The following is a 21,644-nucleotide window of genomic DNA, read 5'->3' as shown; positions in this document are numbered from 1 at the left end:
GAGGTGCCGGGAGAGGCGGCCTGGGTAAGGCCGCCGAATCTTCAGCGAGTTGTTGCCAGTTCCTGTTGGACGCTGGCGACAGTGCGAGGCCAAGGTTTACCAGCCTGAACCTTCGCTGGCAAGGCCTTGATGGCGGTAACGGCTGCATCGCGGTTGGCGAAGTTACCGTAAGTGATGACGTAAAGCGGCTTGCCGTTGAGGACTTTCTTGAAATAACGGTACTCGCCGCCCTGCTCCTTGACGAAGGATTGCGCGGCCGCTTCAGAGCTGGTGCCGAGGATCTGCACCACGTAGTTACCCGGCGCCTGCCCTGCGTACCAGGTGCCACCGGCGGCCTTGGCCACGGTGGCTGGTTTCTCGGCAGGTTTGGCGGCAGCGGTGGCGGCGGCTGGTTTGGCTGGCACTGGAGCTGGCTTCACGGCAGGCGCCACCGGGACTGGCTTGGCAGTCGCGACCTGAGTCGGAGCAGGTACAGGCTTGGCGGCAGGTGTCGGTGCCGGGCCAGGCTGGATGCCCGCAGGCGGCGCGGTGGTGGTCACGGTCGGCGGCGTAGCGCTCGAACCTTCGACCGGCACGCCGTCATCGCCTTCGGTGATGCCACCGGCGGCTTCAGCCAACGGACCGCGCATGACCGGCTGCGAGTTGCCGACCAGCGGCAATGGCATCGGTTGCGAGTTACCGGCGAATTCGACGGCAGGCGCGCCGCCGCTGTCAGGTTGTGGCGTGCCCTGGCCGAGCGGCAGTTGCGCCTGTTCGTTGGCAGGTGCGCCAGTGGTCGGTGCTTTGCTGCGACCCGGCATCAACCAGGCGGCGGCTACCGCGACCACGACAACGGCGGAAATCGCCAATACGTGTTTCTTCGGCATGTTGAACCCCATACTTGGACGCTTCACCGCTGAGCGGCTGGCAATCATGGCTTCGATCATTGCATCGCGGGCAACCTGGTTGATGGTGCCAGGCCAACCGTCGGAGCTTTCGTGAATATCAGAGATCTGATCCGCAGTGAAAAGTTCGATACCCCGGCCGGCGCCTTCGAGCCGCTGGTCCAGATATTCGCGGGTTTCTTCTTCGGTGTAAGGCTGCAATTCGATGACGTGGAAACGCTCTTCCTCGAGGCTCAGCGCCTCCAGTTGAGCAATCAGCGACGACTCACCGAACAGGAACACATGCGGGCGACCTTCCGGTGCACCGGCGGCCAGGGCGAGCAAGGCTTCCAGCGCGGACTCGTCGAGTTGCTCGGCGTCATCCACCAGCAAATAGACTTCCTGCCCCGTCAGTGCAAGCTGCACCACTTGAGCCAGAATCGCGCCGATCTCGGGCTGGGCGACGTTCAGCGCCTGAGCCACCTGACGCAGCACGCCGGCCGCATCACCGGCGCCACGGGCGGAAACCACCACGCTCTGCACCGATTGTTTGTTGGTGCTGGCCACCAGGGCCTGACGCAACAGCGTCTTGCCACTGCCTTGCGGGCCGGTGACGACCAGCAGCAACTGACTGTAGCGTGCCAGGTGATGCAGTTGCCCCAGCACCGGTTTGCGCTGGGCCGGGAAGAATTTGAAGCCAGGCACCCGTGGAGAAAAAGGGTCATGACTCAACTGGTAATGGCCGAGGAAAGCCTCGTCGGCGTGCAAACTAGTCATCGGGATCTTATTAACCTTTAAGCTGAGCCAGAGCGCGGTAATCCGCTCCCAGCGTGGCCTGTAAAACCTCTTTCGGATAATCGTCGGTCACCACCGCTTCGCCCATGTGGCGCAGCAGCACCAGGCGCAAACGACCGTCGATCACTTTCTTGTCAATTGCCATGTGTTCGAGAAAATCGGCTTCAGTCATCTCTTCAGGCGGGATAACCGGCAGGCCGGCACGCTGGAACAGACGAATGCCGCGATCGCGCTCTTGTTCGCTGATCCAGCCCAGGCGCGCGGACATTTCCAAGGCCATTACGGTGCCAGCAGCAACCGCCTCACCATGTAGCCAGACACCATAGCCCATGTGGGTTTCGATGGCGTGGCCGAAGGTGTGACCCAGGTTGAGCGTGGCGCGAACACCGGTCTCCCGTTCGTCGGCACCCACCACCGCAGCCTTGGCCGCGCAAGAGCGCTCGATGGCGTAAGTCAGGGCGACCTGGTCCAGGGCGCGCAGGCGATCGACGTTTTCTTCAAGCCAGGTCAGGAACGGCTCGTCGCAGATCAGCCCGTATTTGATGACTTCAGCGAGCCCGGCGGACAGTTCGCGGGCCGGCAGGGTATTGAGGGTGGCGGTATCAATCAGCACCACATTCGGCTGATAGAAAGCGCCGACCATGTTCTTGCCCAGCGGATGGTTGATCCCGGTCTTGCCGCCCACCGATGAGTCGACTTGCGACAGCAACGTGGTCGGGATCTGGATGAAATCGACACCCCGCTGGTAGCAGGCGGCAGCAAAACCGGCCATGTCACCAATCACGCCGCCACCGAGGGCGATGACCGTGGTACGGCGGTCGTGTCGCGCGGTCAGCAGACCGTCGAAAATCAGTTGCAGGGTTTCCCAGGTCTTGAACGCTTCGCCGTCCGGCAGCACCACGGAAACCACCGAGAACTGTGCAAGGCTGCGGGTCAGACGCTCGAGATAGAGCGGCGCAACGGTCTCGTTGGAGATGATCGCCACTTGCCGTCCGCGGATATGCGGGGCCAGCAGCTCAGGCTGATCCAACAAACCTTCGCCAATATGAATCGGGTAGCTGCGCTCGCCTAGATCGACCTTGAGTGTCTGCATGTGTCCCCACAGTGAAGATGGAATCAGGCGTCCTGCCTTGAGTTAACGAATGTCCACGGCGTCTGCTGCTGTGACGCCGTTCGGTAGCCATCCGCCACAACCTTGAGCGGCCATGACAGGACGCCGAGGATAGCGCATTTCGCGCCGCGCTTTAACGGGGAGGTAGCTGCTGCAAGCGTTCGAGAATATCGAGCACCACCATTCGCGGCGGCCGCTCATCGGTTTCCACCACGAGATCGGCGATTTCCCGATAAAGCGGATCGCGGATCGCCAGCAGATCCCGAAGGGTCTTGGCCGGATCGGCAGTACGCAAGAGGGGTCGATTGCGATCACGGGAAGTGCGGCCCACCTGTTGCTCGACAGACGCATGCAGATAGACCACCCGCCCCCCGGCGTGCAGCGCCCGACGATTGGCCTCGCGCATCACCGCGCCGCCACCGGTCGCCAGCACCACGCCGTCGCACCCGCACAACTCGGCAATCATCGCCTGCTCGCGGTCACGAAAGCCCGGTTCGCCTTCTTTATCGAAAATCCACGGGATATTGGCGCCCGTGCGCAATTCAATTTCCTTATCGGAATCTTTGAATGGCAGGCGCAGCTCTTTGGCCAGCAACCGGCCGATGGTGCTTTTTCCAGCTCCCATCGGTCCAACAAGAATCAAATTTCGCACAGAATCAATGACTCACAGCAATCGCCTGGTTATTCATGATACGCGGAGTGAGAAATACCAGCAGCTCGGATTTTTTCTCCGAAACCACGTCACGCCGGAAAAGGCGGCCAAGATACGGCACATCACCGAGAAATGGCACCTTATCTACAACCTTGCTCTGAGTATTTGAGAAAACCCCGCCAATCACGATGGTCTCGCCATCGTTGACCAGGACCTTGGCATTGACCTCGTTTTTCTTGATCGGCGGCACATCCTGCACCTTGTTCAGGTAGTCCGGTTCGTCCTTGGTGACCTTGACCTCCATGATGATCCGGTTGTCCGGAGTGATCTGCGGCGTCACCTCCAGAGACAGCGAGGCCTCTTTGAACGACACCGAGGTCGCACCGCTGGAGCTGGCTTCCTGGTAGGGAATCTCCGTGCCCTTGAGGATTTTCGCGGTTTCCTTGTCCGAGGTGACCACCTTGGGCTGCGAGACAATTTCGCCGTTGCCGGTCTTCTCCATGGCCGTCAGCTCGAGATCCAGCAGCACATTGTCGGTGATGAAGGCGATGCCGAGCCCCGAGGTGTTGGCGGCGGTGCCTAGGTCGACGAACGGCGAGTTGGTGCTGGTGCTGCCAGGCGTACCTATGGTCGATGAAGCATTCGCCCCGTTGCTGACACCTGAGGTGTTCCAGTTGCCTTTGTTCTGCAACGAACCGCCCCAGCGCACGCCGAGGCTTTTATCATAGTCGACGTTGGCTTCGACGATGCGCGCCTCGATCATCACCTGACGCACCGGGATATCCAGTTGCGCGACGATACGGCGCAGTTCGTCGAGGCGATCCTGGGTCTGGTAGGCAATGATGTTGTTGGTCCGCTCATCCACCGTGATCGAGCCCCGCTCGTCGACTTTCGCCTCGGCACTGGTCACCGACTGGAACAGCTTGGCGATATCGGCAGCTTTGGCGTAGTTGACCTGCAACAGCTCGCGACGCAAGGGAGCCAGGTCGGCAATCTGCTTCTGCGACTCCAGCTCCTGACGCTCGCGGGCGGAAATCTCATCGGCTGGCGCCACCAGCAAAACGTTACCGATCTTGCGTTTATCCAGGCCCTTGGTTTTCAACACCAGATCCAGCGCCTGATCCCACGGCACGTTCTGCAAACGCAGCGTAATGCCACCCTGCACCGTGTCGCTGGCCACCAGATTCAGGTTGGTAAAATCGGCGATCAGTTGCAGCACCGAACGCACATCGATGTCTTGGAAATTCAGCGAGAGTTTTTCACCGGTGTAGGCGAAGCGTTCGGTGTTGCGTTTCTGCAAGTCATCGACCGTCATTGGCCGGATGCTGACGGTCAGCTTGTTGTCAGTCTGGTAAGTCGAATAATCGAATGCGCCGCTGGGCTCAATGCTGATCGTGGCCCGATCACCCGTGGCACTGGCGTTGACGAACTGCACCGGCGTGGCGAAATCCTTGACGTCCAGACGGACACGCAACGGCTCAGGCAACTGGGTCTTGGCGAAACCGAGGATGATCCTGCCGTCGCGCTCCTGAATGTCTGGGGCGATGGAGGGATCCGACAGATCGATGACCACATTGCCTTCGCCCTGAGTACCGCGCTGGAAATCCACACCCCGAATGGCCTTGCCTACCGGCGCATAGGCTTTCGCCGGGGCTGGCGTTGCAGTGGCTGCGCGCGGCGTTTTGGGCGCTGGGCTGGAGGCCGTTTTGTTGGCGCCTTGGCCGACCACCACGAACAGAGTATTGCCTTCGACCCGTGCGTTATACGGCGTCAACTGGGTCAGATTGATGATCAGCCGCGTACGGTCCTTGGCTTGCACCACCGTGGCGCTGCGGGCATTTCCGCCGCCCAGGTCACGATTTTTGCTTTTTAGCTGACTAACGACACCAGGCAGATCCAGCGCAATTCGTGCAGGCGATTCGGTGGTGTAACCATGGGGCGGCGGTGGCGGCCCATCGAACGACAACTTCAACTCGATGCGGTCCCCCGGTAGCGCGGCGACATCCAGCGCTTTGAGGTTGGCCGCTAGTACCATCGGCGACAGCAACGCTATCCATAGCGAAATACCGAAGGTTGAGAAAATCCTGTTCATTATTCGAGTTCCACTATGAGTGCTCTTTCAAAGGGATGGTCCGCGGCCGCTCCAGCCAGGCGCCTTCGCCGTCGGGAACGATTTCGACCACATCGACCTGCGAGCCATTGATGGCGACGATCCGCCCATCGTTACGTCCCAGGTAATCGCCGACTTTCAACCGATGCACCCCGCCCGCCCCGCGCAGCAGCGCAAAGGAGCCGGTCGCATTGGCGATCGTTCCGACCATTTCAAACTGCTCGATGTTGAAACCTTCGAGGTACTGCTTGACCCGATTCGGGTCAGGTTTGACGTTACGCGAACCGTGTTTCTGGCCGGCCAGATCGACTCTGATCTGTCGGGAAAACGGGCTTCGCAGGTTGGCGGCGCTGTAGGTGAATGTTGGGTAAGATCGAAATGTCGGCGTTGGTTCAATCTTGCCGGGCGCACGCAAACGCATTTCGTTCATGTATGCATCCAAGTCGCTGAAGTCATTGTCGCTGCCGCAACCGGCCAGGCCGGCGACCAACACCACCATCGAAAAACAACGAATCGGGGTCATTTTTGCAGCCCCTTGTCGTTGTAGCGGTAGGTCTTGGCGAGGATGCTCATGCGCAACTTCGGACCACCTTCCGGGTTGGCCGGCGCAAGGTCGAAGTCATGCAGGGTGACAATCCGTGGCAGCCCGGCGACGCCGCTGACGAAGGTGGCCAGGTCATGATAGGCACCGGTGACGGTGATCTGGATCGGCAGCTCGATGTAGAACTGCTGCGTGTTCTCCGGCAGCAGCTTGATCTCTTCGAACTCCAGGCCACTGCCCAGGCCGGTGCGAGTGATGTCTTCCAGCAGACCGGGCACTTCGGTGTCACTGGGCAATTGCCGCAGCAGCACGCCAAAGGAGTTCTCCATTTCCTTCATCTGCTGCGTATACAGCTCCAGATTCGCCGCCATGCGGGCTTTGTTGGCGAATTGCTCCTTGAGGGTCGACTCCTCCTCGCGCTTGAGTTCGAGATGGCTCTGAAGATCGCTGATGGAAAAACTGTAGCCCAGTGAAAGCACCAGAATCATGAGCAGGATACCCGCCAGTGCCTTGATTGCTGGCGGCCAGGAACCCATGTTATTGGTGTCCAGGTCATTGATGTCGATCTTGCGCAGGCCTTCGAACCAGTCAGACAGCCTCATTTGGCGCCCTCCGCAGCGGCGGGCTGAGTTTGACGAACGGTCAGCTGAAAGACGTTGGCCTGAACCAGTTGACCGGCGGTCGTCGCTTTGACTTCCGTGAGGCTGGGCGCATCAAACCAGTCGGACGCATCCAGATTGCGCATCAGGTCTGACACACGATTGTTGGACTCCGCCGCTCCGGTGATGGACAAGGACTTGCCGGCCATTTTCACCTCGGTGAAATACACGCCGTCAGGCAGCGTCCGCGCCAGTTGATCGAAAATACGCCCGCTGATCGGCCGGTTGCCTTGCAGGTCCTGAATGATGCGCATGCGCTCGACCAGTTGCTGGCGACGAGCCTTCAAATCGCTGATCTGTTGAATCCGCTCGTCGACCACGGCAATCTGTTTGCCGATGTAATCGTTACGAGCCACTTGCCGATCGATAGCGCCACTGATGGCCTGGTTCGCGATCAGCACCGCGCCCACGACCCCGACCATCACACCGACCAACGCCAGCAAAAAGCGTTTGCGGCGCGCTTCACGCTGCTCTTCGCGCCAGGGTAAAAGATTGATCCGTGCCATCAGTCGAAACTCCTGAGGGCCAGCCCGCAGGCGATCATCAGTGCCGGCGCATCGCTGGCCAAGGCACCGGCGTTGACCTTGCTGCTCAGGGTCATGTCGGAGAATGGGTTAGCCACCTGCGTCGGCGTACCCAATCGTTGCTCGATCAACCGGTCCAGCCCCGGGACCGATGCGGTACCGCCGGCCAACAGAATGTGGTCGACCGAGTTGTACTGACCGGAGGCGAAGAAAAACTGCAACGAACGCGACACCTGCTGCACCAGCGCATCGCGAAACGGCTGCAACACCTCACTGACGTAATCGTCCGGCAAACCACCCTGCTTCTTCGCCAGCCCCGCCTGCTCAAGGGTCAGGCCATAACGTCGCTGGATTTCCTCCGTCAGTTGACGACCGCCGAACAATTGCTCGCGAGTGTAGATGATCCGCCCCTGGTGCAGCACGCTCAGGGTGGTCATGGTGGCGCCGATATCAACCACCGCTACCGTCAGACGCTCCTGAGAAGCAGCCAGTTGGCTCGCCAGCAATCCGTAGGAACGCTCCAGCGCATAGGCCTCGACGTCGACCACGCGAGCTGTCAGACCGGCCAGGGCCAGGGCCGCTTCCCGGACCTCGACGTTTTCCTTGCGACAGGCCGCCAGCAGCACATTGACTCGCTCGGGGTTGCGCACAGAAACGCCCTGGACCTCAAAGTCGATGGCCACTTCATCCAATGGATAAGGGATGTATTGATCGGCCTCGATCTTCAGCTGGTTTTCCATTTCGTCGTCGGAAAGACCGGCGTCCATCTCGATGGTCTTGGTGATCACCGCCGAACCGGCCACGGCCACGGCGACGTTCTTGAGGTTGGTTCTGGCCTTGAGCAGCACGCGCGCGAGTGCCTGCCCTACGCCTTCGAGCTCGGCGATATTTTTCTCGACCACCGCGTTGGTGGGTAAAGGTTCCACCGCATAGGCCTCGACCCGATAACGGTCGCCTTGGCGGCTTAGCTCCAGAAGCTTGACCGACGTGGAGCTGATGTCGATCCCCAGAAGCGTATTGGCCTTTTTATTGAAGAGTCCTAGCACTACCAATTCCCTATGACTATCCGTGTCTTACGGACTCTGTAATATCCGTTGCGTTCAAACCACCCGTCTTGACAGCAGCGCAAATGACGCCCCCGACGGAAAAATGCTTATAATGCCCAGCGTTTTTTTCCGGTTTTTACTTCAAGCGCGGGTCGTTCCCTGTTTATCTGAACCCTGATGCCTAATTCATTCTTTGCCCTGGATGTCCAAAAGCCTTGATTCGTCTGCTGAAATTTTTCGGTTGGTCCATCGTCGCCGTTTTCTGCGGACTGCTCCTTGGTCTTAGCGGCGCCTTTCTCTACCTTAGTCCGGGTTTACCATCCGTGGAGGCGCTGAGAAGCATCCAGTTGCAGATTCCTTTGCGGGTCTACAGCAGCGACAACAAGCTGATCGCAGAATTTGGCGAAATGCGCCGCACACCGATCCGGTTCGCCGACATTCCCCCCAATTTCATTAATGCGTTACTAAGTGCTGAAGACGACAACTTCGCCAACCACTACGGTGTCGACCCCAGCAGCCTGATGCGCGCGGCCACCCAGTTGGTAAAAAGCGGACACATTCAGTCCGGCGGCAGCACCATCACCATGCAGGTGGCGAAGAACTTCTTCCTGACCAGCGAACGCAGCTTCTCGCGCAAAACCACCGAAATTCTCCTGGCCCTGCAGATTGAACGGCAGCTGACCAAGGACGAGATTCTTGAGCTGTACGTCAACAAGATCTATCTGGGCAACCGCGCCTACGGCATCGAAGCCGCTGCACAGGTTTACTACGGCAAGTCGATTCGTGACGTCAGCCTCGCGCAGATGGCGATGATCGCCGGCCTGCCAAAAGCCCCCTCGCGCTTTAACCCGCTGGCCAACCCGGCGCGCAGCAAGGAACGTCGCGACTGGATCCTTGGGCGCATGTACAAGCTCGGCAAAATCACCGAAGCCGATTACACCACCGCGATCAACGAGCCGCTGAACGCCAGTTATCACGTGCCGACCCCGGAAGTGAATGCGCCGTACATCGCTGAAATGGCCCGCGCCGAAATGGTCGGCCGTTATGGCAGCGACGCTTATACCGAGGGTTTCCGCGTCACCACCACGGTGCCGAGCAACCTGCAGGAAATGGCCAACACCGCGGTCCACGAAGGGTTGATGACCTACGACCAGCGTCATGGTTATCGCGGACCGGAGTCGCGCCTGCCGGGCAAGACTCGCGAGGCCTGGACAATCGAGCTGACCAAACAGCGCACCATCAGCAGCCTTGAACCTGCCATCGTCACCCAGGTCGACAAGACCGGCCTGCAAGTGATGACCCGTACCGGTGACGAACATGTCGGCTGGGACAGCATGAAATGGGCGCGCCCCTTCCTGAACACCAACAGCATGGGCCCCAACCCGAAACAGCCTTCGGACGTCGCCCAGGTCGGCGACCTGATTCGTGTGCAGCGCCAGCCGGACAACTCGCTGAAATTCAGTCAGATCCCCCAGGCTCAGGGCGCGCTGGTTTCCCTCGATCCGCAGAACGGTGCCATTCGCTCCCTGGTCGGCGGCTTCGCCTTCGAACAGAGCAACTACAACCGCGCCATGCAGGCCAAGCGTCAGCCGGGTTCGAGCTTCAAGCCGTTCGTCTACAGTGCGGCGCTGGATAACGGCTACACCGCCTCCAGCCTGGTGAACGACGCACCGATCGTGTTTGTCGACGAATACCTGGACAAGGTCTGGCGCCCGAAGAACGACACCAACACGTTCCTCGGCCCGATCCGCTTGCGTGAAGGCCTGTACAAGTCGCGTAACCTGGTTTCGATCCGGTTGGTGCAAGCCATGGGCGTTGGCAGGACCATCGATTACATCACGCGCTTTGGCTTCAACAAGCAGGACCTGCCGCCCAACCTGTCACTGGCGCTGGGCACCGCGACGCTGACGCCAATGGAAATCGCCACCGGCTGGAGCACTTTCGCCAACGGCGGCTACAAGATCAGCCCCTACATCATCGACAAGATCGAAAGCCGCAATGGTGACACGCTGTTCGTCGCCAACCCGCCGAGCGTCCCGAAAGGCAACGTCGTCACCGACGGCATCGCCGCCCCTGTCGCCGCCAACGCCTTCACCGTCAACGCAACCCCGGGCGAAGCGCTGACTGCCCAGCCAGCGCCACAAACGCCGGCCGTGGCCGAGCGCATCGTCGATGGTCGCACCACTTTCATCCTCAACAGCATGCTCGAGGACGTCATCAAACTCGGCACCGGCCGCCGCGCCCTGGCCTTGGGCCGCAGCGACATTGCGGGCAAGACCGGTACCACCAACGAGTCCAAGGACGCCTGGTTCTCGGGGTACAACGCCGATTATGTGACCACTGTCTGGACCGGTTTCGACCAGCCTGAAAGCCTGGGCCGCAAGGAGTTCGGCGGTACCGTCGCCCTGCCGATCTGGATGAACTACATGGGCGCCGCGCTCAAAGGTATGCCGCCTCATACGCAGGCAGAGCCGGAAGGCATCCTCAGCCTGCGAGTCGACCCGATCAGCGGCCGTGCAGCCACCCCAGGCACGCCAGGCGCCTACTTCGAGCTGTTCAAGGCCGAAGACACGCCACCGTCGGCGAACGAGCTGGGCAACGGCACTGCGCCGGGTAGCCCACTGCCTGCGGATGAAGCGGCGCCGATCGATTTGTTCTGATCGCCTGAAGCTGCAAAAAGCCCCGCCTTTGAAAGAAGAGCGGGGCTTTTTTTGTGCCTGCAATCCCTACACCGCCTGTGATGGCCCCATCGCGAGCAGGCTCGCTCCCACAGTGGATTTGGGTGTACCCGGGATTCACGTACACATCGGTCAAATGTGGGAGTGAGCCTGCTCGCGATGAAGCCATTACTACCGCTGCAAAACGCTAAGTCATAAAAAAGCCCCGACTTGTTAGAGCCGGGGCTTTCTGTTGAAGCGCTACAACGACTTAGCCGTTGAACACGTCATCCACACTTTTCAGCGGGTAGTTCTTCGGATACGGCAGGGTCGCTACGCCGGTCTCGATCGCAGCCTTGGCCACAGCATCGGAGATCACGGTGATCAAACGGGCATCCATTGGTTTCGGAATGATGTACTCACGACCGAATTCCAGTTTGATGCCGCCGTAGGCGTCGCACACGTCCTGAGGAACCGGCAGCTTGGCCAGTTCACGCAGGGCGTTGGCCGCAGCCACTTTCATTTCTTCGTTGATGCGCTTGGCGCGAACGTCCAGGGCGCCACGGAAGATGAACGGGAAGCCCAGCACGTTGTTGACCTGGTTTGGGTAGTCCGAACGGCCGGTCGCCATGATCACGTCGTCACGGGTGGCGTGAGCCAGTTCCGGGGAGATTTCCGGGTCCGGGTTGGAGCACGCGAACACGATCGGGTTGGCCGCCATGGATTTCAGGCCTTCAGCGCTCAGCAGGTTCGGGCCGGACAGGCCGACGAACACGTCCGCGCCTTTCAGGGCGTCGGCCAGCGTGCGTTTTTCAGTCGCGTGAGCGAAAACAGCCTTGTACTGGTTCAGGTCGTCACGGCCGGAGTGGATCACGCCGGTACGGTCAACCATGAAGATGTTTTCGATGTTGGCACCCATGCTCACCAGCAATTTCATGCAGGAGATGGCGGCCGCACCGGCGCCCAGGCAGACGATCTTGGCGTCAGCGAGGGTTTTGCCAGCGATTTCCAGGGCGTTGATCATGCCGGCCGCAGTAACAATCGCGGTGCCGTGCTGGTCATCGTGGAATACCGGAATGTCGCACTGCTCGATCAGAGCGCGTTCGATCTCAAAGCACTCTGGTGCCTTGATGTCTTCCAGGTTGATGCCACCGAAGGTGATGGAGATACGCTTGACGGTGTCGATGAAGGCTTGCGGGCTTTCGGAGTCGACTTCGATGTCGAAAACGTCGATGCCGGCGAAGCGCTTGAACAGCACGCCTTTACCTTCCATTACTGGCTTGGAAGCCAATGGGCCGAGGTTACCCAGGCCGAGAATTGCGGTGCCATCGGAAATGACTGCAACCAGATTGCCCTTGCCGGTGTACTTGTAGGCGAGTTCAGGGTCGCGGGCGATTTCGCGTACTGGTTCGGCTACGCCGGGGCTGTAGGCCAGCGACAGATCGCGGGCGGTAGCGGTGGCCTTGGTGAGCTCGACACTCAGCTTCCCTGGACGAGGATGGGCGTGATATTCGAGAGCGGCAGTTTTCAAATCAGACATGTGGGCATTCCGCTTTTACTGTTGGACAGACGGACCGCCGAGGATACGCGTGTCGCAAAGTCCCCACAAGACTGACCAGTCACCCCTGTCAAGCGCCCGGCCCTACGACTTTGGACCAAGAGCCGCGAAACATAAGGGATATACTGTTCACAATCGACATAAAAAATGTCTACAATTTTTATCACTGCGCTATCTGAAGCATCGCTGGGTCGGTCAATGGCAGAAGCCAGCGTGCCTGCCCTTCTTTCAGTCCGCCACGCCGCGAACGGTCCAGCACCCAGCCACGGGCCTCGATCTGCCTGCCCTTCAGCCGCTCGAGATTCGCCACATCGAACTGCCCCAGCAAATTGGGCGCAACGCGCAGTACAACCGAATCCTGCAACTCGATCCAAACCCCACCGCGATTGCGCTGAACCTTGCTCACACGACCGCTGAGCACAGCGAAACCGGAAGTGTTGATCTGCTTCGCTTTCAGTACAGGGGATTGACGCCACAACCCGAGTCCGGCCTGACGGGCGTTGTGTTCCGCCGCTTGCTGGCAGTCGACCAGATCGACATTCGGCGCGACCGCCACCTGGAAACCGAGTCCTTCAGCGAGCATCTGCGCTTCAAGGTTGGCGCCATCGGCGCTGTAGACATGGGCCAAGGTGCGACCGTAATGGTCTTGGCTTTCTTTACCGGGCAATAAACCGACCCGTCCGTCGCTGGCAGCCACCAGTGCTTCCAGGCGTTGGCGTGCCGCCACCGCGAACGGCTCGTCGGAGCGACCTTTCTTGCCCAGCTCCGGCGTATTCAAACCGATCATGCGCACGCTGCGGCCATCGCTCAGGCGCAGCGTGTCACCATCCACTACCCGTTGCACCGCGACCGATGTCAGCCCGCTCGGCGCCGGGCAGAAGGCCTGGGCACCGGAAAACCAAATCGCAGACACAAAAAAGGCGCCCACGAGGGACGCCTTTTTCATCAGCAAGGTAAAGCCCATGGGGCTTTGCAACCTTACTCTGCAGCAGCAGGAGCTTTCTTGCCGAAAGCACCGAAACGGTCTGCGAAGCGCTGTACACGGCCGCCAGTATCCAGAGTCTTCTGCTTACCGGTGTAGAACGGGTGGCACTCGTTGCATACGTCAGTACCCAGTGGCTTGCACAGGTTCGAACGAGTTTCGAACTTGTTGCCGCAGCTGCAAGTTACTTCGATGGTTTCGTACGCTGGATGGATATCGGCTTTCATGGTGTATTCCTCAGGCTAGTGTGCCGCCACTCAACACTATTGTTGAATACCGCACATAATTAGGCCGCGGATTCTACCAGACCTTTGCAATCACGCAAGCTGTCCCTTACACCGACCGTCTGCTAGGCTCCCGGCCCAAAGCGCCGTCCCTGTGGGAGCGAGCCTGCTCGCGAAAGCGGTGTGTCAGACGACATGAATGCTGACAGACACTCCCTCTTCGCGAGCAGGCTCGCTCCCACAGGTCTTGGCCCTGCTGTTTTTTTTCCGCTGATCGAGATCCCCCCGCGTGCCCGACGCCATTTTGCGCCTCGCCCTGCCTTCGCCCCTGCGCCGCCTGTTCGATTACCGTGCCCCGGCCGGAATCCTGCGTGCCCAGTTGCAGCCGGGCATGCGCCTGCGGGTGCCGTTCGGCCGACGGGAGATGATCGGGATTCTGGTGGAGGTGACCGATCACAGCGAAGTGCCGGTAGAAAAGCTCAAGCCGGCCCTGGCCCTGCTCGATGCCACCCCGCCCCTGCCGCCAGCGCTGTTCAAACTGTGCCTGTGGACCTCCCAGTATTACCAGCACAGCCTCGGCGACACGTTGAGCTGGGCGCTGCCGGTACTGTTGCGACAAGGCGAACTGGCCGAAGCACGGCAGGAACGCTTCTGGTCCGCCGCGCCCGGCGCCAGCCTTGATGACCCGCGCATCGCTCGCGCCCCGCGTCAACGGGAGGCCCTGGCGACCCTCGCCCAACATCCCCACGGCGTCGCTCATCAGTTGTTGAGCAAACTGATGCTGAGCAAGGACAGCCTGGATTTGCTGCTGGCCAAGGATCTGGTGCAAGTCGAAATCCGCAAGCACGCCCCCGGCGCCCGCCACGAACACTGGCTGGCGCAGCCGGAACTGCCGCTCAACCCGGAGCAGCGTGCGGCCTATGAGGCGATTCGCGCCGGGTTCGACAGTTATCACGCGTTCCTGCTGGCCGGCGTCACCGGCAGTGGCAAGACCGAAGTCTATTTGCAGCTGATCCGCGAAACGCTCGAGGCTGGCAAACAAGCGCTGGTGCTGATCCCGGAGATCAACCTCGGCCCGCAGACCCTGGCGCGCTTCGAGCAGCGCTTCAATGCACGCATCGCGCTGATTCACTCGGCGGTCAACGACCGCGAGCGCCTCGAAGCCTGGCTCGCCGCCCGGGACGGTGACGCCGACATCATTATTGGCACCCGCTCGGCACTGTTCACGCCGATGAAGAACCCCGGCCTGATCATCATCGATGAAGAGCACGACGGTTCCTATAAACAGCAGGAAGGCCTGCGCTATCACGCCCGCGACCTGGCACTGGTGCGCGCACGCCAGGAAAACATTCCGATTGTCCTCGGCTCCGCCACGCCTTCGCTGGAAAGCCTGCACAACGCCTACACCGGTCGTTATGGCCTCCTGCGATTAAACGAGCGTGCCGGTGGCGCCAAGCAACCGCGTTTCCTGCGCCTGGACGTGAAAAGCCGCCCACTGGACAGCGGCATTTCCGGGCCGATGCAGCAGGCCATCGGCCAGACGCTGGCCGCTGGCCAACAAGTGTTGGTGTTCCTCAACCGTCGCGGTTTTGCCCCGACCTTGCTGTGTCACGACTGCGGCTGGATGTCCGAGTGCCAGCGCTGCGATGCGCGCATGACCGTGCACCAGCGCTCCGGCGAACTGCGTTGTCACCATTGTGGCTACGTCGAACGCGTCCCTCGCCATTGCCCGAAATGCGGCAAGGTCGATTTGCGGCCAGTCGGCGCCGGCACCGAGCGCGCCGAGGAACGGCTGGGGATTCTATTCCCGGACGTCCCGGTGCTGCGGGTCGACCGCGACAGCACTTCGCGCAAAGACGCGATGAATCAACTGTTCGCGACCATCCAGAAGGGCCAACCGTGCATTCTGGTGGGCACGCAAATGCTTGCCAAAGGGCACCACTTTCCACGGGTGACCCTGGTATCGATTCTCGATGCCGACGGCGGGCTGTTTTCCGGCGACTTCCGCGCCAGCGAGCGCATGGCGCAGTTGATCGTCCAGGTTGCCGGGCGTGCGGGACGCGCTGAAGAGCCGGGCAAAGTGATCATCCAGACGCACCTGGCCGACCATCCGCTGCTGGTGCAATTGACTGAACAGGGCTACTTCGCCTTTGCCGAGCAGGCGTTGAGCGAACGTCGCTCGGCGGGGCTGCCACCGTTTGCGCACTTGGCGCTACTGCGGGCCGAAGCGCACAAACCGGGACAAGCTGAAGGCTTTCTTGATGAGGCGTGCAGCGAGGCCGAGCGCTTGCTGGCCGAACAGAACCTGACCGGGATCGAGTTGCTCGGGCCGGTGCCGGCGCCAATGGAACGCCGGGCCGGGCGTTATCGTGCGCAGTTGTTGCTGCAAGCGACGGCGCGGGCGCCGCTGCATCGACTATTAAGCAGCTGGCTGCTGGTGTTGGAGCAAATGCCGAGTGGGCGGGCGGTGCGTTGGTCGCTGGATGTCGATCCTGTGGATTTGTATTGAATTAGAGATCGCCTTCGCGAGCAAGCCCGCTCCCACAGTGGTTTTGTGCCAGACACATAATGTATGAACACCGCTGATTAACTGTGGGAGCGGCGGTGCGACGATTCGACTTGCTCGCGAAGAGGCCCTAATAGTCACCACATATCCATAACCTGCCCGCTATAGTTGGCAAGCCCGTCTTCGCAACGGATAATGCCCAGTTTTTCCACTAGCGCATCCAGGCGCCGCCGCGCTTGCGGTCGAAAGAGAACACCATGAAAGACACCATTCGCCAGCTGATCCAACAAGCCATCACCCAACTCGTCAACGAAGGTGTGTTGCCTGAAGGCCTGTCGCCGGCGATCCAGGTGGAAAACTCCCGTGACAAGACTCACGGCGATTTCGCCAGCAACATCGCGATGATGCTGGCCAAACCGGCCGGCATGAAGCCGCGTGACCTGGCCGAGAAAATCATCGCCGCGCTGCCGGCTGACGAAAACGTCACCAAGACCGAAATCGCCGGCCCTGGCTTCCTGAACTTCTTCCAGAACACCCAAGCCCTGGCCACTCGCCTGGACGCCGCTTTGGCCGACGAGCACATCGGCGTGCGTAAGGCCGGCCCGGTGCAGCGCACCGTCGTCGACCTGTCGGCACCGAACCTGGCCAAAGAGATGCACGTCGGCCACTTGCGCTCGACCATCATCGGCGACGGCGTGGCGCGCGTACTGGAATTCCTCGGCGACGAAGTGATCCGTCAGAACCACGTCGGCGACTGGGGCACCCAGTTCGGCATGCTGATGGCGTATCTGCAGGAAAACCCGATCACCAGCGATGAGCTGTCGGACCTGGAAAACTTCTACCGTGCGGCCAAACAACGCTTCGACGAATCCGAAGAGTTCGCAGATCGCGCCCGTGGTCTGGTGGTCAAGCTGCAAGCCGGCGACCCGGACTGCCTGGCGCTGTGGACCAAGTTCAAAGACATCTCGCTGTCGCACTGCCAGAAAATCTACGAACTGCTGAACGTCAAACTGACCATGGCTGACGTGATGGGTGAAAGCGCCTACAACGACGACCTGATCAACGTGGTCAACGACCTCAAGGCCGCCGGCCTGCTGGTCGAAAGCAACGGCGCCCAGTGCGTGTTCCTCGACGAGTTCAAGAATGCCGACGGCGACCCGCTGCCGGTGATCATCGTCAAGGCTGACGGTGGCTACCTCTACGCCACCACCGACCTGGCGGCCGTGCGTTACCGTAGCGGCAAGTTGAAGGCTGATCGCGCGCTGTACTTCGTCGACCAGCGTCAGGCCCTGCACTTCCAGCAAGTATTCCAGGTCGCGCGCCTGGCCGGCTTCGTGACGCACCCGATGGAGATGGAACACATGGGCTTCGGCACCATGAACGGCGCCGACGGCCGTCCATTCAAGACCCGTGACGGCGGCACCGTGAAGTTGATCGACCTGCTGACCGAAGCCCAGGAACGTGCCTACAGCCTGGTGAAAGAAAAGAACCCTACACTTGCCGAAGACGAATTGCGCAACATCGCCAAGGTCGTGGGCATTGGCGCGGTGAAGTATGCCGACCTGTCCAAGCATCGCACCAGCGACTACAGCTTCAACTTCGACCTGATGCTGAACTTCGAAGGCAACACTGCGCCGTACCTGCTGTACGCCTACACCCGCGTGGCCGGTGTGTTCCGCAAACTCGGCAAGGACTTCAGCGAAGTCGAAGGCCAGATCGTCCTCGAAGCGGCGCACGAACACGAATTGGCGGCGAAGCTCGCGCAGTTCGGCGAAGTGCTGAACAACGTTTCCGACAAAGGCACGCCGCACATCCTGTGCACCTACCTGTACGATGTTGCCGGCCTGTTCTCCAGCTTCTACGAGAACTGCCCGATCCTCAGCGCCGACACCCCAGCGCAAATGCAGAGCCGTCTGCGCCTCGCTGCGCTGACCGGCCGCACTCTCAAGCAAGGCCTGGAACTGTTGGGTCTGGAAACTCTGGAGCGTATGTAAGTTGGCTGCCAAGAAAAAACCTGCACCCAAGCGTGGCGCCAGCCGTTACCAAGCTCCTGCAAAGCAACCGATCCCGGGCTGGCTGTGGATGGCCATCGGCCTGACGGTCGGCGCGTTTATTGTGTTCCTGATGAAGCTGGAACCGGGCAAGGGCAGCGAGAGCGTCAAGCGCGAGAAGATCGAACAGCAGAAAGCCACCAAGATCGCCGAGGCCAACAAGACCCCGCCGAGCCCGACGCAACCGGTGAAGCCGAAGTACGACTTCTACACCCTGTTGCCGGAATCGGAAGTCATCGTGCCGCCGGATGCCGTGCCGGAGAAAACCCTGCCGACGCCACAAGTGCCGGCCATTCCGACGACGCCGGTCACGCCAGAGCAAGCAGCGAAGATCGATACCGCGCGGGCTCAGGCGGCACTGGCCGGGATTACCCCGCCGCCAGCGCCACCGGTGTCCAAAGCGGCGCCAGTGACCAAGTTCTTCCTGCAGGCCGGCTCGTTCCGCAAGGAGGCTGATGCGGACAAGGTTCGGGCGCAGATCATCCTGCTCGGTCAGGCTGTGGCGGTTGAATCCGGCACCGTGAAAGACGAAACCTGGTATCGGGTATTGGTCGGACCGTTCAGCAACCGCGAGCAACTGACCACCGCCCAGAAACAACTGGCCGGCAGCGGGTTCAGCAACCTGTTGTTACAACAACGCCAAAGCCGCTGACCCTCCACTGATCGTTCCCATGCTCTGCGTGGGAACGATCAATACGCGCACCGCTCGTCCCCCGCCGCGTCCTACAGTTGAAATACGCTCCACCACCCCCATATGAGTTGGCATAAGGCATTTTCGCCCCGCTGCGTGGAGACTCTCACTTGACCACCATCGTTTCAGTTCGCCGCCACGGCAAAGTCGTCATGGGCGGCGACGGCCAGGTTTCTCTCGGCAATACCGTGATGAAAGGCAACGCGAAGAAAGTTCGCCGCCTGTACCACGGCCAAGTGATCGCCGGTTTTGCCGGGGCCACCGCTGACGCCTTCACCCTCTTCGAGCGTTTTGAGGGCCAGCTTGAGAAACATCAAGGCCACCTGGTTCGCGCCGCTGTCGAACTCGCCAAAGAATGGCGCACTGACCGCTCCCTCAGCCGCCTCGAAGCCATGCTCGCGGTCGCGAACAAAGACGCCTCTCTGATCATCACCGGCAACGGCGACGTGGTCGAACCTGAAGAAGGTCTGATCGCCATGGGCTCCGGCGGCGGTTTCGCCCAGGCCGCCGCCAGCGCACTGCTGAAGAAAACCGATCTGTCGGCCCGGGAAATCGTCGAAACCGCCCTCGGCATCGCCGGCGACATCTGTGTATTCACCAACCACACCTTCACCATTGAGGAGCAGGACCTCGCTGAGTAAGCCTGTTTTGGCCAACACGCCACGGCTCACTTTTACTTGAGGACCGCCAATTACTATGTCCATGACTCCCCGTGAAATCGTCCACGAACTCAATCGCCATATCATCGGCCAGGACGATGCCAAGCGCGCCGTCGCCATCGCGCTGCGTAACCGCTGGCGCCGGATGCAGCTGCCTGAAGAGCTGCGCGTTGAAGTGACCCCCAAGAACATCCTGATGATCGGCCCGACCGGTGTTGGTAAAACCGAGATTGCTCGTCGCCTGGCGAAACTGGCCAATGCGCCGTTCATCAAAGTCGAAGCAACCAAGTTCACCGAAGTCGGTTATGTCGGCCGCGACGTTGAATCGATCATTCGTGACCTGGCTGACGCGGCGATCAAACTGTTGCGCGAACAGGAAATGACCAAGGTTCGCCACCGCGCCGAAGACGCCGCCGAAGAACGCATCCTCGACGCCCTGCTGCCACCGGCACGCATGGGCTTCAGCAACGAAGACGCCGCACCGTCGGCCGACTCCAACACCCGTCAGCTGTTCCGCAAGCGCCTGCGCGAAGGTCAGCTGGATGACAAAGAGATCGAAATCGAAGTCGCCGAAATGGCCGGTGTCGATATCTCCGCGCCACCGGGCATGGAGGAGATGACCAACCAGCTGCAGAGCCTGTTCGCCAACATGGGCAAGGGCAAAAAGAAAAGCCGCAAGATCAAGGTCAAGGAAGCGCTGAAACTGGTGCGTGACGAAGAAGCCGGTCGCCTGGTCAACGAAGAAGAGTTGAAGGCCAAGGCGCTGGAAGCGGTCGAGCAGCACGGCATCGTGTTCATCGACGAAATCGACAAGGTCGCCAAGCGAGGCAACACCGGTGGCGTCGACGTGTCCCGTGAGGGCGTACAGCGCGACTTGCTGCCGCTGATCGAAGGCTGCACCGTCAACACCAAACTGGGCATGGTCAAGACCGACCACATCCTGTTCATCGCGTCCGGTGCGTTCCACCTGAGCAAGCCGAGCGATCTGGTGCCTGAGCTGCAAGGTCGCCTGCCGATTCGTGTCGAACTCAAGGCGCTGACGCCTGAAGACTTCGAACGCATTCTCAGCGAGCCGCACGCATCGCTCACCGAGCAGTATTGCGCCCTGCTGAAAACCGAAGGCCTGGTGATCGAGTTCCAGCCGGACGGCATCAAGCGTATTGCCGAGATCGCCTGGCAGGTCAACGAGAAGACCGAGAATATCGGTGCCCGTCGCCTGCACACGCTGCTTGAGCGTCTGCTCGAAGAGGTGTCGTTCAGCGCCGGTGATCTGGCCAGTGCCCACGACGACAAAGCGATCGTGATCGACGCCGATTACGTCAACAGCCACTTGGGCGAATTGGCGCAGAACGAAGACCTGTCCCGTTATATCCTGTAAGCAACTCTTACAGATGTAGTGGAACTGTGGGAGCGAGCCTGCTCGCGATGACAGCGGTACATTCAACCCTTGTGTTGACTGTTGCACCGCTATCGCGAGCAGGCTCGCTCCCACAAGGTTCCGCACAAGACGGACATCCGGTCATGATCCCCACCGATATCAAACTGCACAAAGCCTCGAAAACCCTGTCGCTGAAATACGCGTCCGGTGAGGAACATCACCTGCCCGCCGAGTTCCTGCGCGTGCACTCTCCTTCCGCCGAGGTCCAGGGTCACGGCAAACCTATCCTGCAATTTGGCAAGATCGGCGTAGGCCTGACCAAGGTCGAACCGGCCGGTCAGTACGCACTGAAATTGACCTTCGACGACGGCCACGACAGCGGCCTGTTCACCTGGGAATATCTGTACCAGCTGGGCGTGCGCCAAGAGGATCTCTGGAACGATTATCTTGCCGAACTCAAAGCCGCCGGAAAGACCCGTGATCCGAACGAATCCATCGTCAAGCTGATGCTCTAGCTCAGGCCTTTCGCTCATTAGAGGGCATTTTCTAATTCCATCTGTTTGAATGCTCCGCTTCCGGGCCGACGATTGGCCTGCTTGCGAAAAAAATTAAACTCGGGTAACCAATGGAGCTGGCA

18 protein-coding genes are annotated in these 21,644 nt (G+C 60.4%); 7 read left to right on the top strand and 11 right to left on the bottom strand.

Annotated elements, in window-relative coordinates; all coding sequences use genetic code 11:
- Positions 1 to 41 precede the first annotated feature (41 nt).
- From QFX16_RS02035 to QFX16_RS02000, 8 genes are all read right to left on the bottom strand, one after another.
- Positions 42 to 1,640 (bottom strand): AAA family ATPase, encoded by a 1,599-nt coding sequence (locus QFX16_RS02035; RefSeq protein ID WP_283182627.1) that lies wholly within the window; start codon positions 1,638 to 1,640, stop codon positions 42 to 44.
- A gap of 10 nt (positions 1,641 to 1,650) precedes the next feature.
- Positions 1,651 to 2,751 carry a 3-dehydroquinate synthase gene (gene aroB, locus QFX16_RS02030; RefSeq protein ID WP_111449365.1) on the bottom strand — a complete coding sequence of 367 codons (1,101 nt, stop codon included), beginning with the start codon at positions 2,749 to 2,751 and terminating at the stop codon, positions 1,651 to 1,653.
- Between the two features lie 151 nt (positions 2,752 to 2,902).
- Positions 2,903 to 3,421: a shikimate kinase AroK gene (gene aroK / locus QFX16_RS02025; RefSeq protein ID WP_010464421.1), complete on the bottom strand. Its 519-nt coding sequence runs from the start codon at positions 3,419 to 3,421 to the stop codon at positions 2,903 to 2,905.
- 4 nt (positions 3,422 to 3,425) lie between these two features.
- Positions 3,426 to 5,513: a type IV pilus secretin PilQ gene (locus QFX16_RS02020; protein WP_283182626.1), complete on the bottom strand. Its 2,088-nt coding sequence runs from the start codon at positions 5,511 to 5,513 to the stop codon at positions 3,426 to 3,428.
- A 13-nt stretch (positions 5,514 to 5,526) separates the two neighbouring features.
- On the bottom strand, positions 5,527 to 6,054 hold the full coding sequence (locus QFX16_RS02015) for a pilus assembly protein PilP (RefSeq protein ID WP_283182625.1): 528 nt from the start codon (positions 6,052 to 6,054) through the stop codon (positions 5,527 to 5,529).
- The gene (gene pilO, locus QFX16_RS02010; protein WP_283182624.1) at positions 6,051 to 6,674 is read right to left on the bottom strand and encodes a type 4a pilus biogenesis protein PilO; all 624 of its coding nucleotides are present in this window, start codon (positions 6,672 to 6,674) and stop codon (positions 6,051 to 6,053) included. The genes QFX16_RS02015 and pilO overlap by 4 nt, the downstream gene beginning before the upstream one ends.
- Positions 6,671 to 7,237, bottom strand: a complete 567-nt coding sequence (locus tag QFX16_RS02005; protein WP_283182623.1) for a PilN domain-containing protein — start codon at positions 7,235 to 7,237, stop codon at positions 6,671 to 6,673. Before QFX16_RS02005 ends, pilO begins: the two co-directional genes overlap by 4 nt.
- Positions 7,237 to 8,301, bottom strand: a complete 1,065-nt coding sequence (locus tag QFX16_RS02000) for a pilus assembly protein PilM (RefSeq protein ID WP_283182622.1) — start codon at positions 8,299 to 8,301, stop codon at positions 7,237 to 7,239. Before QFX16_RS02000 ends, QFX16_RS02005 begins: the two co-directional genes overlap by 1 nt.
- Before the next feature lie 218 nt (positions 8,302 to 8,519).
- Between QFX16_RS02000 and QFX16_RS01995 the strand changes: the two genes are divergently transcribed.
- Complete coding sequence (locus tag QFX16_RS01995) at positions 8,520 to 10,961, top strand: penicillin-binding protein 1A (RefSeq protein WP_439900123.1); 2,442 nt, start codon at positions 8,520 to 8,522, stop codon at positions 10,959 to 10,961.
- Between the two features lie 268 nt (positions 10,962 to 11,229).
- Here QFX16_RS01995 and QFX16_RS01990 read toward each other — a convergent pair whose 3' ends face one another.
- The 3 genes from QFX16_RS01990 to rpmE form a co-directional block, all read right to left on the bottom strand.
- Positions 11,230 to 12,498, bottom strand: a complete 1,269-nt coding sequence (locus QFX16_RS01990) for a malic enzyme-like NAD(P)-binding protein (protein ID WP_283182620.1) — start codon at positions 12,496 to 12,498, stop codon at positions 11,230 to 11,232.
- A gap of 181 nt (positions 12,499 to 12,679) precedes the next feature.
- Positions 12,680 to 13,480 (bottom strand): thermonuclease family protein, encoded by an 801-nt coding sequence (locus QFX16_RS01985; RefSeq protein ID WP_283182619.1) that lies wholly within the window; start codon positions 13,478 to 13,480, stop codon positions 12,680 to 12,682.
- Between the two features lie 14 nt (positions 13,481 to 13,494).
- Positions 13,495 to 13,725 (bottom strand): 50S ribosomal protein L31, encoded by a 231-nt coding sequence (rpmE, locus tag QFX16_RS01980; RefSeq protein ID WP_008080648.1) that lies wholly within the window; start codon positions 13,723 to 13,725, stop codon positions 13,495 to 13,497.
- Between the two features lie 286 nt (positions 13,726 to 14,011).
- Here rpmE and QFX16_RS01975 point away from each other — a divergent pair, with 286 nt between their 5' ends.
- The 6 genes from QFX16_RS01975 to QFX16_RS01950 all read left to right on the top strand — a co-directional run bounded on the left by QFX16_RS01975 (position 14,012) and on the right by QFX16_RS01950 (position 21,522).
- Positions 14,012 to 16,231, top strand: coding sequence for a primosomal protein N' (locus tag QFX16_RS01975; protein ID WP_283182618.1), 2,220 nt, complete (start codon positions 14,012 to 14,014; stop codon positions 16,229 to 16,231).
- A gap of 254 nt (positions 16,232 to 16,485) precedes the next feature.
- Positions 16,486 to 18,222 (top strand): arginine--tRNA ligase, encoded by a 1,737-nt coding sequence (gene argS / locus QFX16_RS01970; RefSeq protein WP_283182617.1) that lies wholly within the window; start codon positions 16,486 to 16,488, stop codon positions 18,220 to 18,222.
- A 1-nt stretch (position 18,223) separates the two neighbouring features.
- On the top strand, positions 18,224 to 18,931 hold the full coding sequence (locus QFX16_RS01965; protein WP_008149545.1) for an SPOR domain-containing protein: 708 nt from the start codon (positions 18,224 to 18,226) through the stop codon (positions 18,929 to 18,931).
- Positions 18,932 to 19,080: 149 nt separating this feature from the next.
- Positions 19,081 to 19,611, top strand: coding sequence for an ATP-dependent protease subunit HslV (gene hslV, locus QFX16_RS01960; protein WP_283182616.1), 531 nt, complete (start codon positions 19,081 to 19,083; stop codon positions 19,609 to 19,611).
- A 55-nt stretch (positions 19,612 to 19,666) separates the two neighbouring features.
- Positions 19,667 to 21,007, top strand: a complete 1,341-nt coding sequence (hslU, locus tag QFX16_RS01955) for an ATP-dependent protease ATPase subunit HslU (RefSeq protein ID WP_283182615.1) — start codon at positions 19,667 to 19,669, stop codon at positions 21,005 to 21,007.
- Between the two features lie 143 nt (positions 21,008 to 21,150).
- Complete coding sequence (locus QFX16_RS01950; protein ID WP_219093399.1) at positions 21,151 to 21,522, top strand: gamma-butyrobetaine hydroxylase family protein; 372 nt, start codon at positions 21,151 to 21,153, stop codon at positions 21,520 to 21,522.
- Positions 21,523 to 21,644 lie beyond the last annotated feature (122 nt).

It is taken from the genome of Pseudomonas svalbardensis (assembly GCF_030053115.1).
GTDB lineage: Bacteria > Pseudomonadota > Gammaproteobacteria > Pseudomonadales > Pseudomonadaceae > Aquipseudomonas > Aquipseudomonas svalbardensis.
Note: the sequence above shows the minus strand (reverse complement) of the source record. Positions and strands in the feature narration are given on the sequence as shown.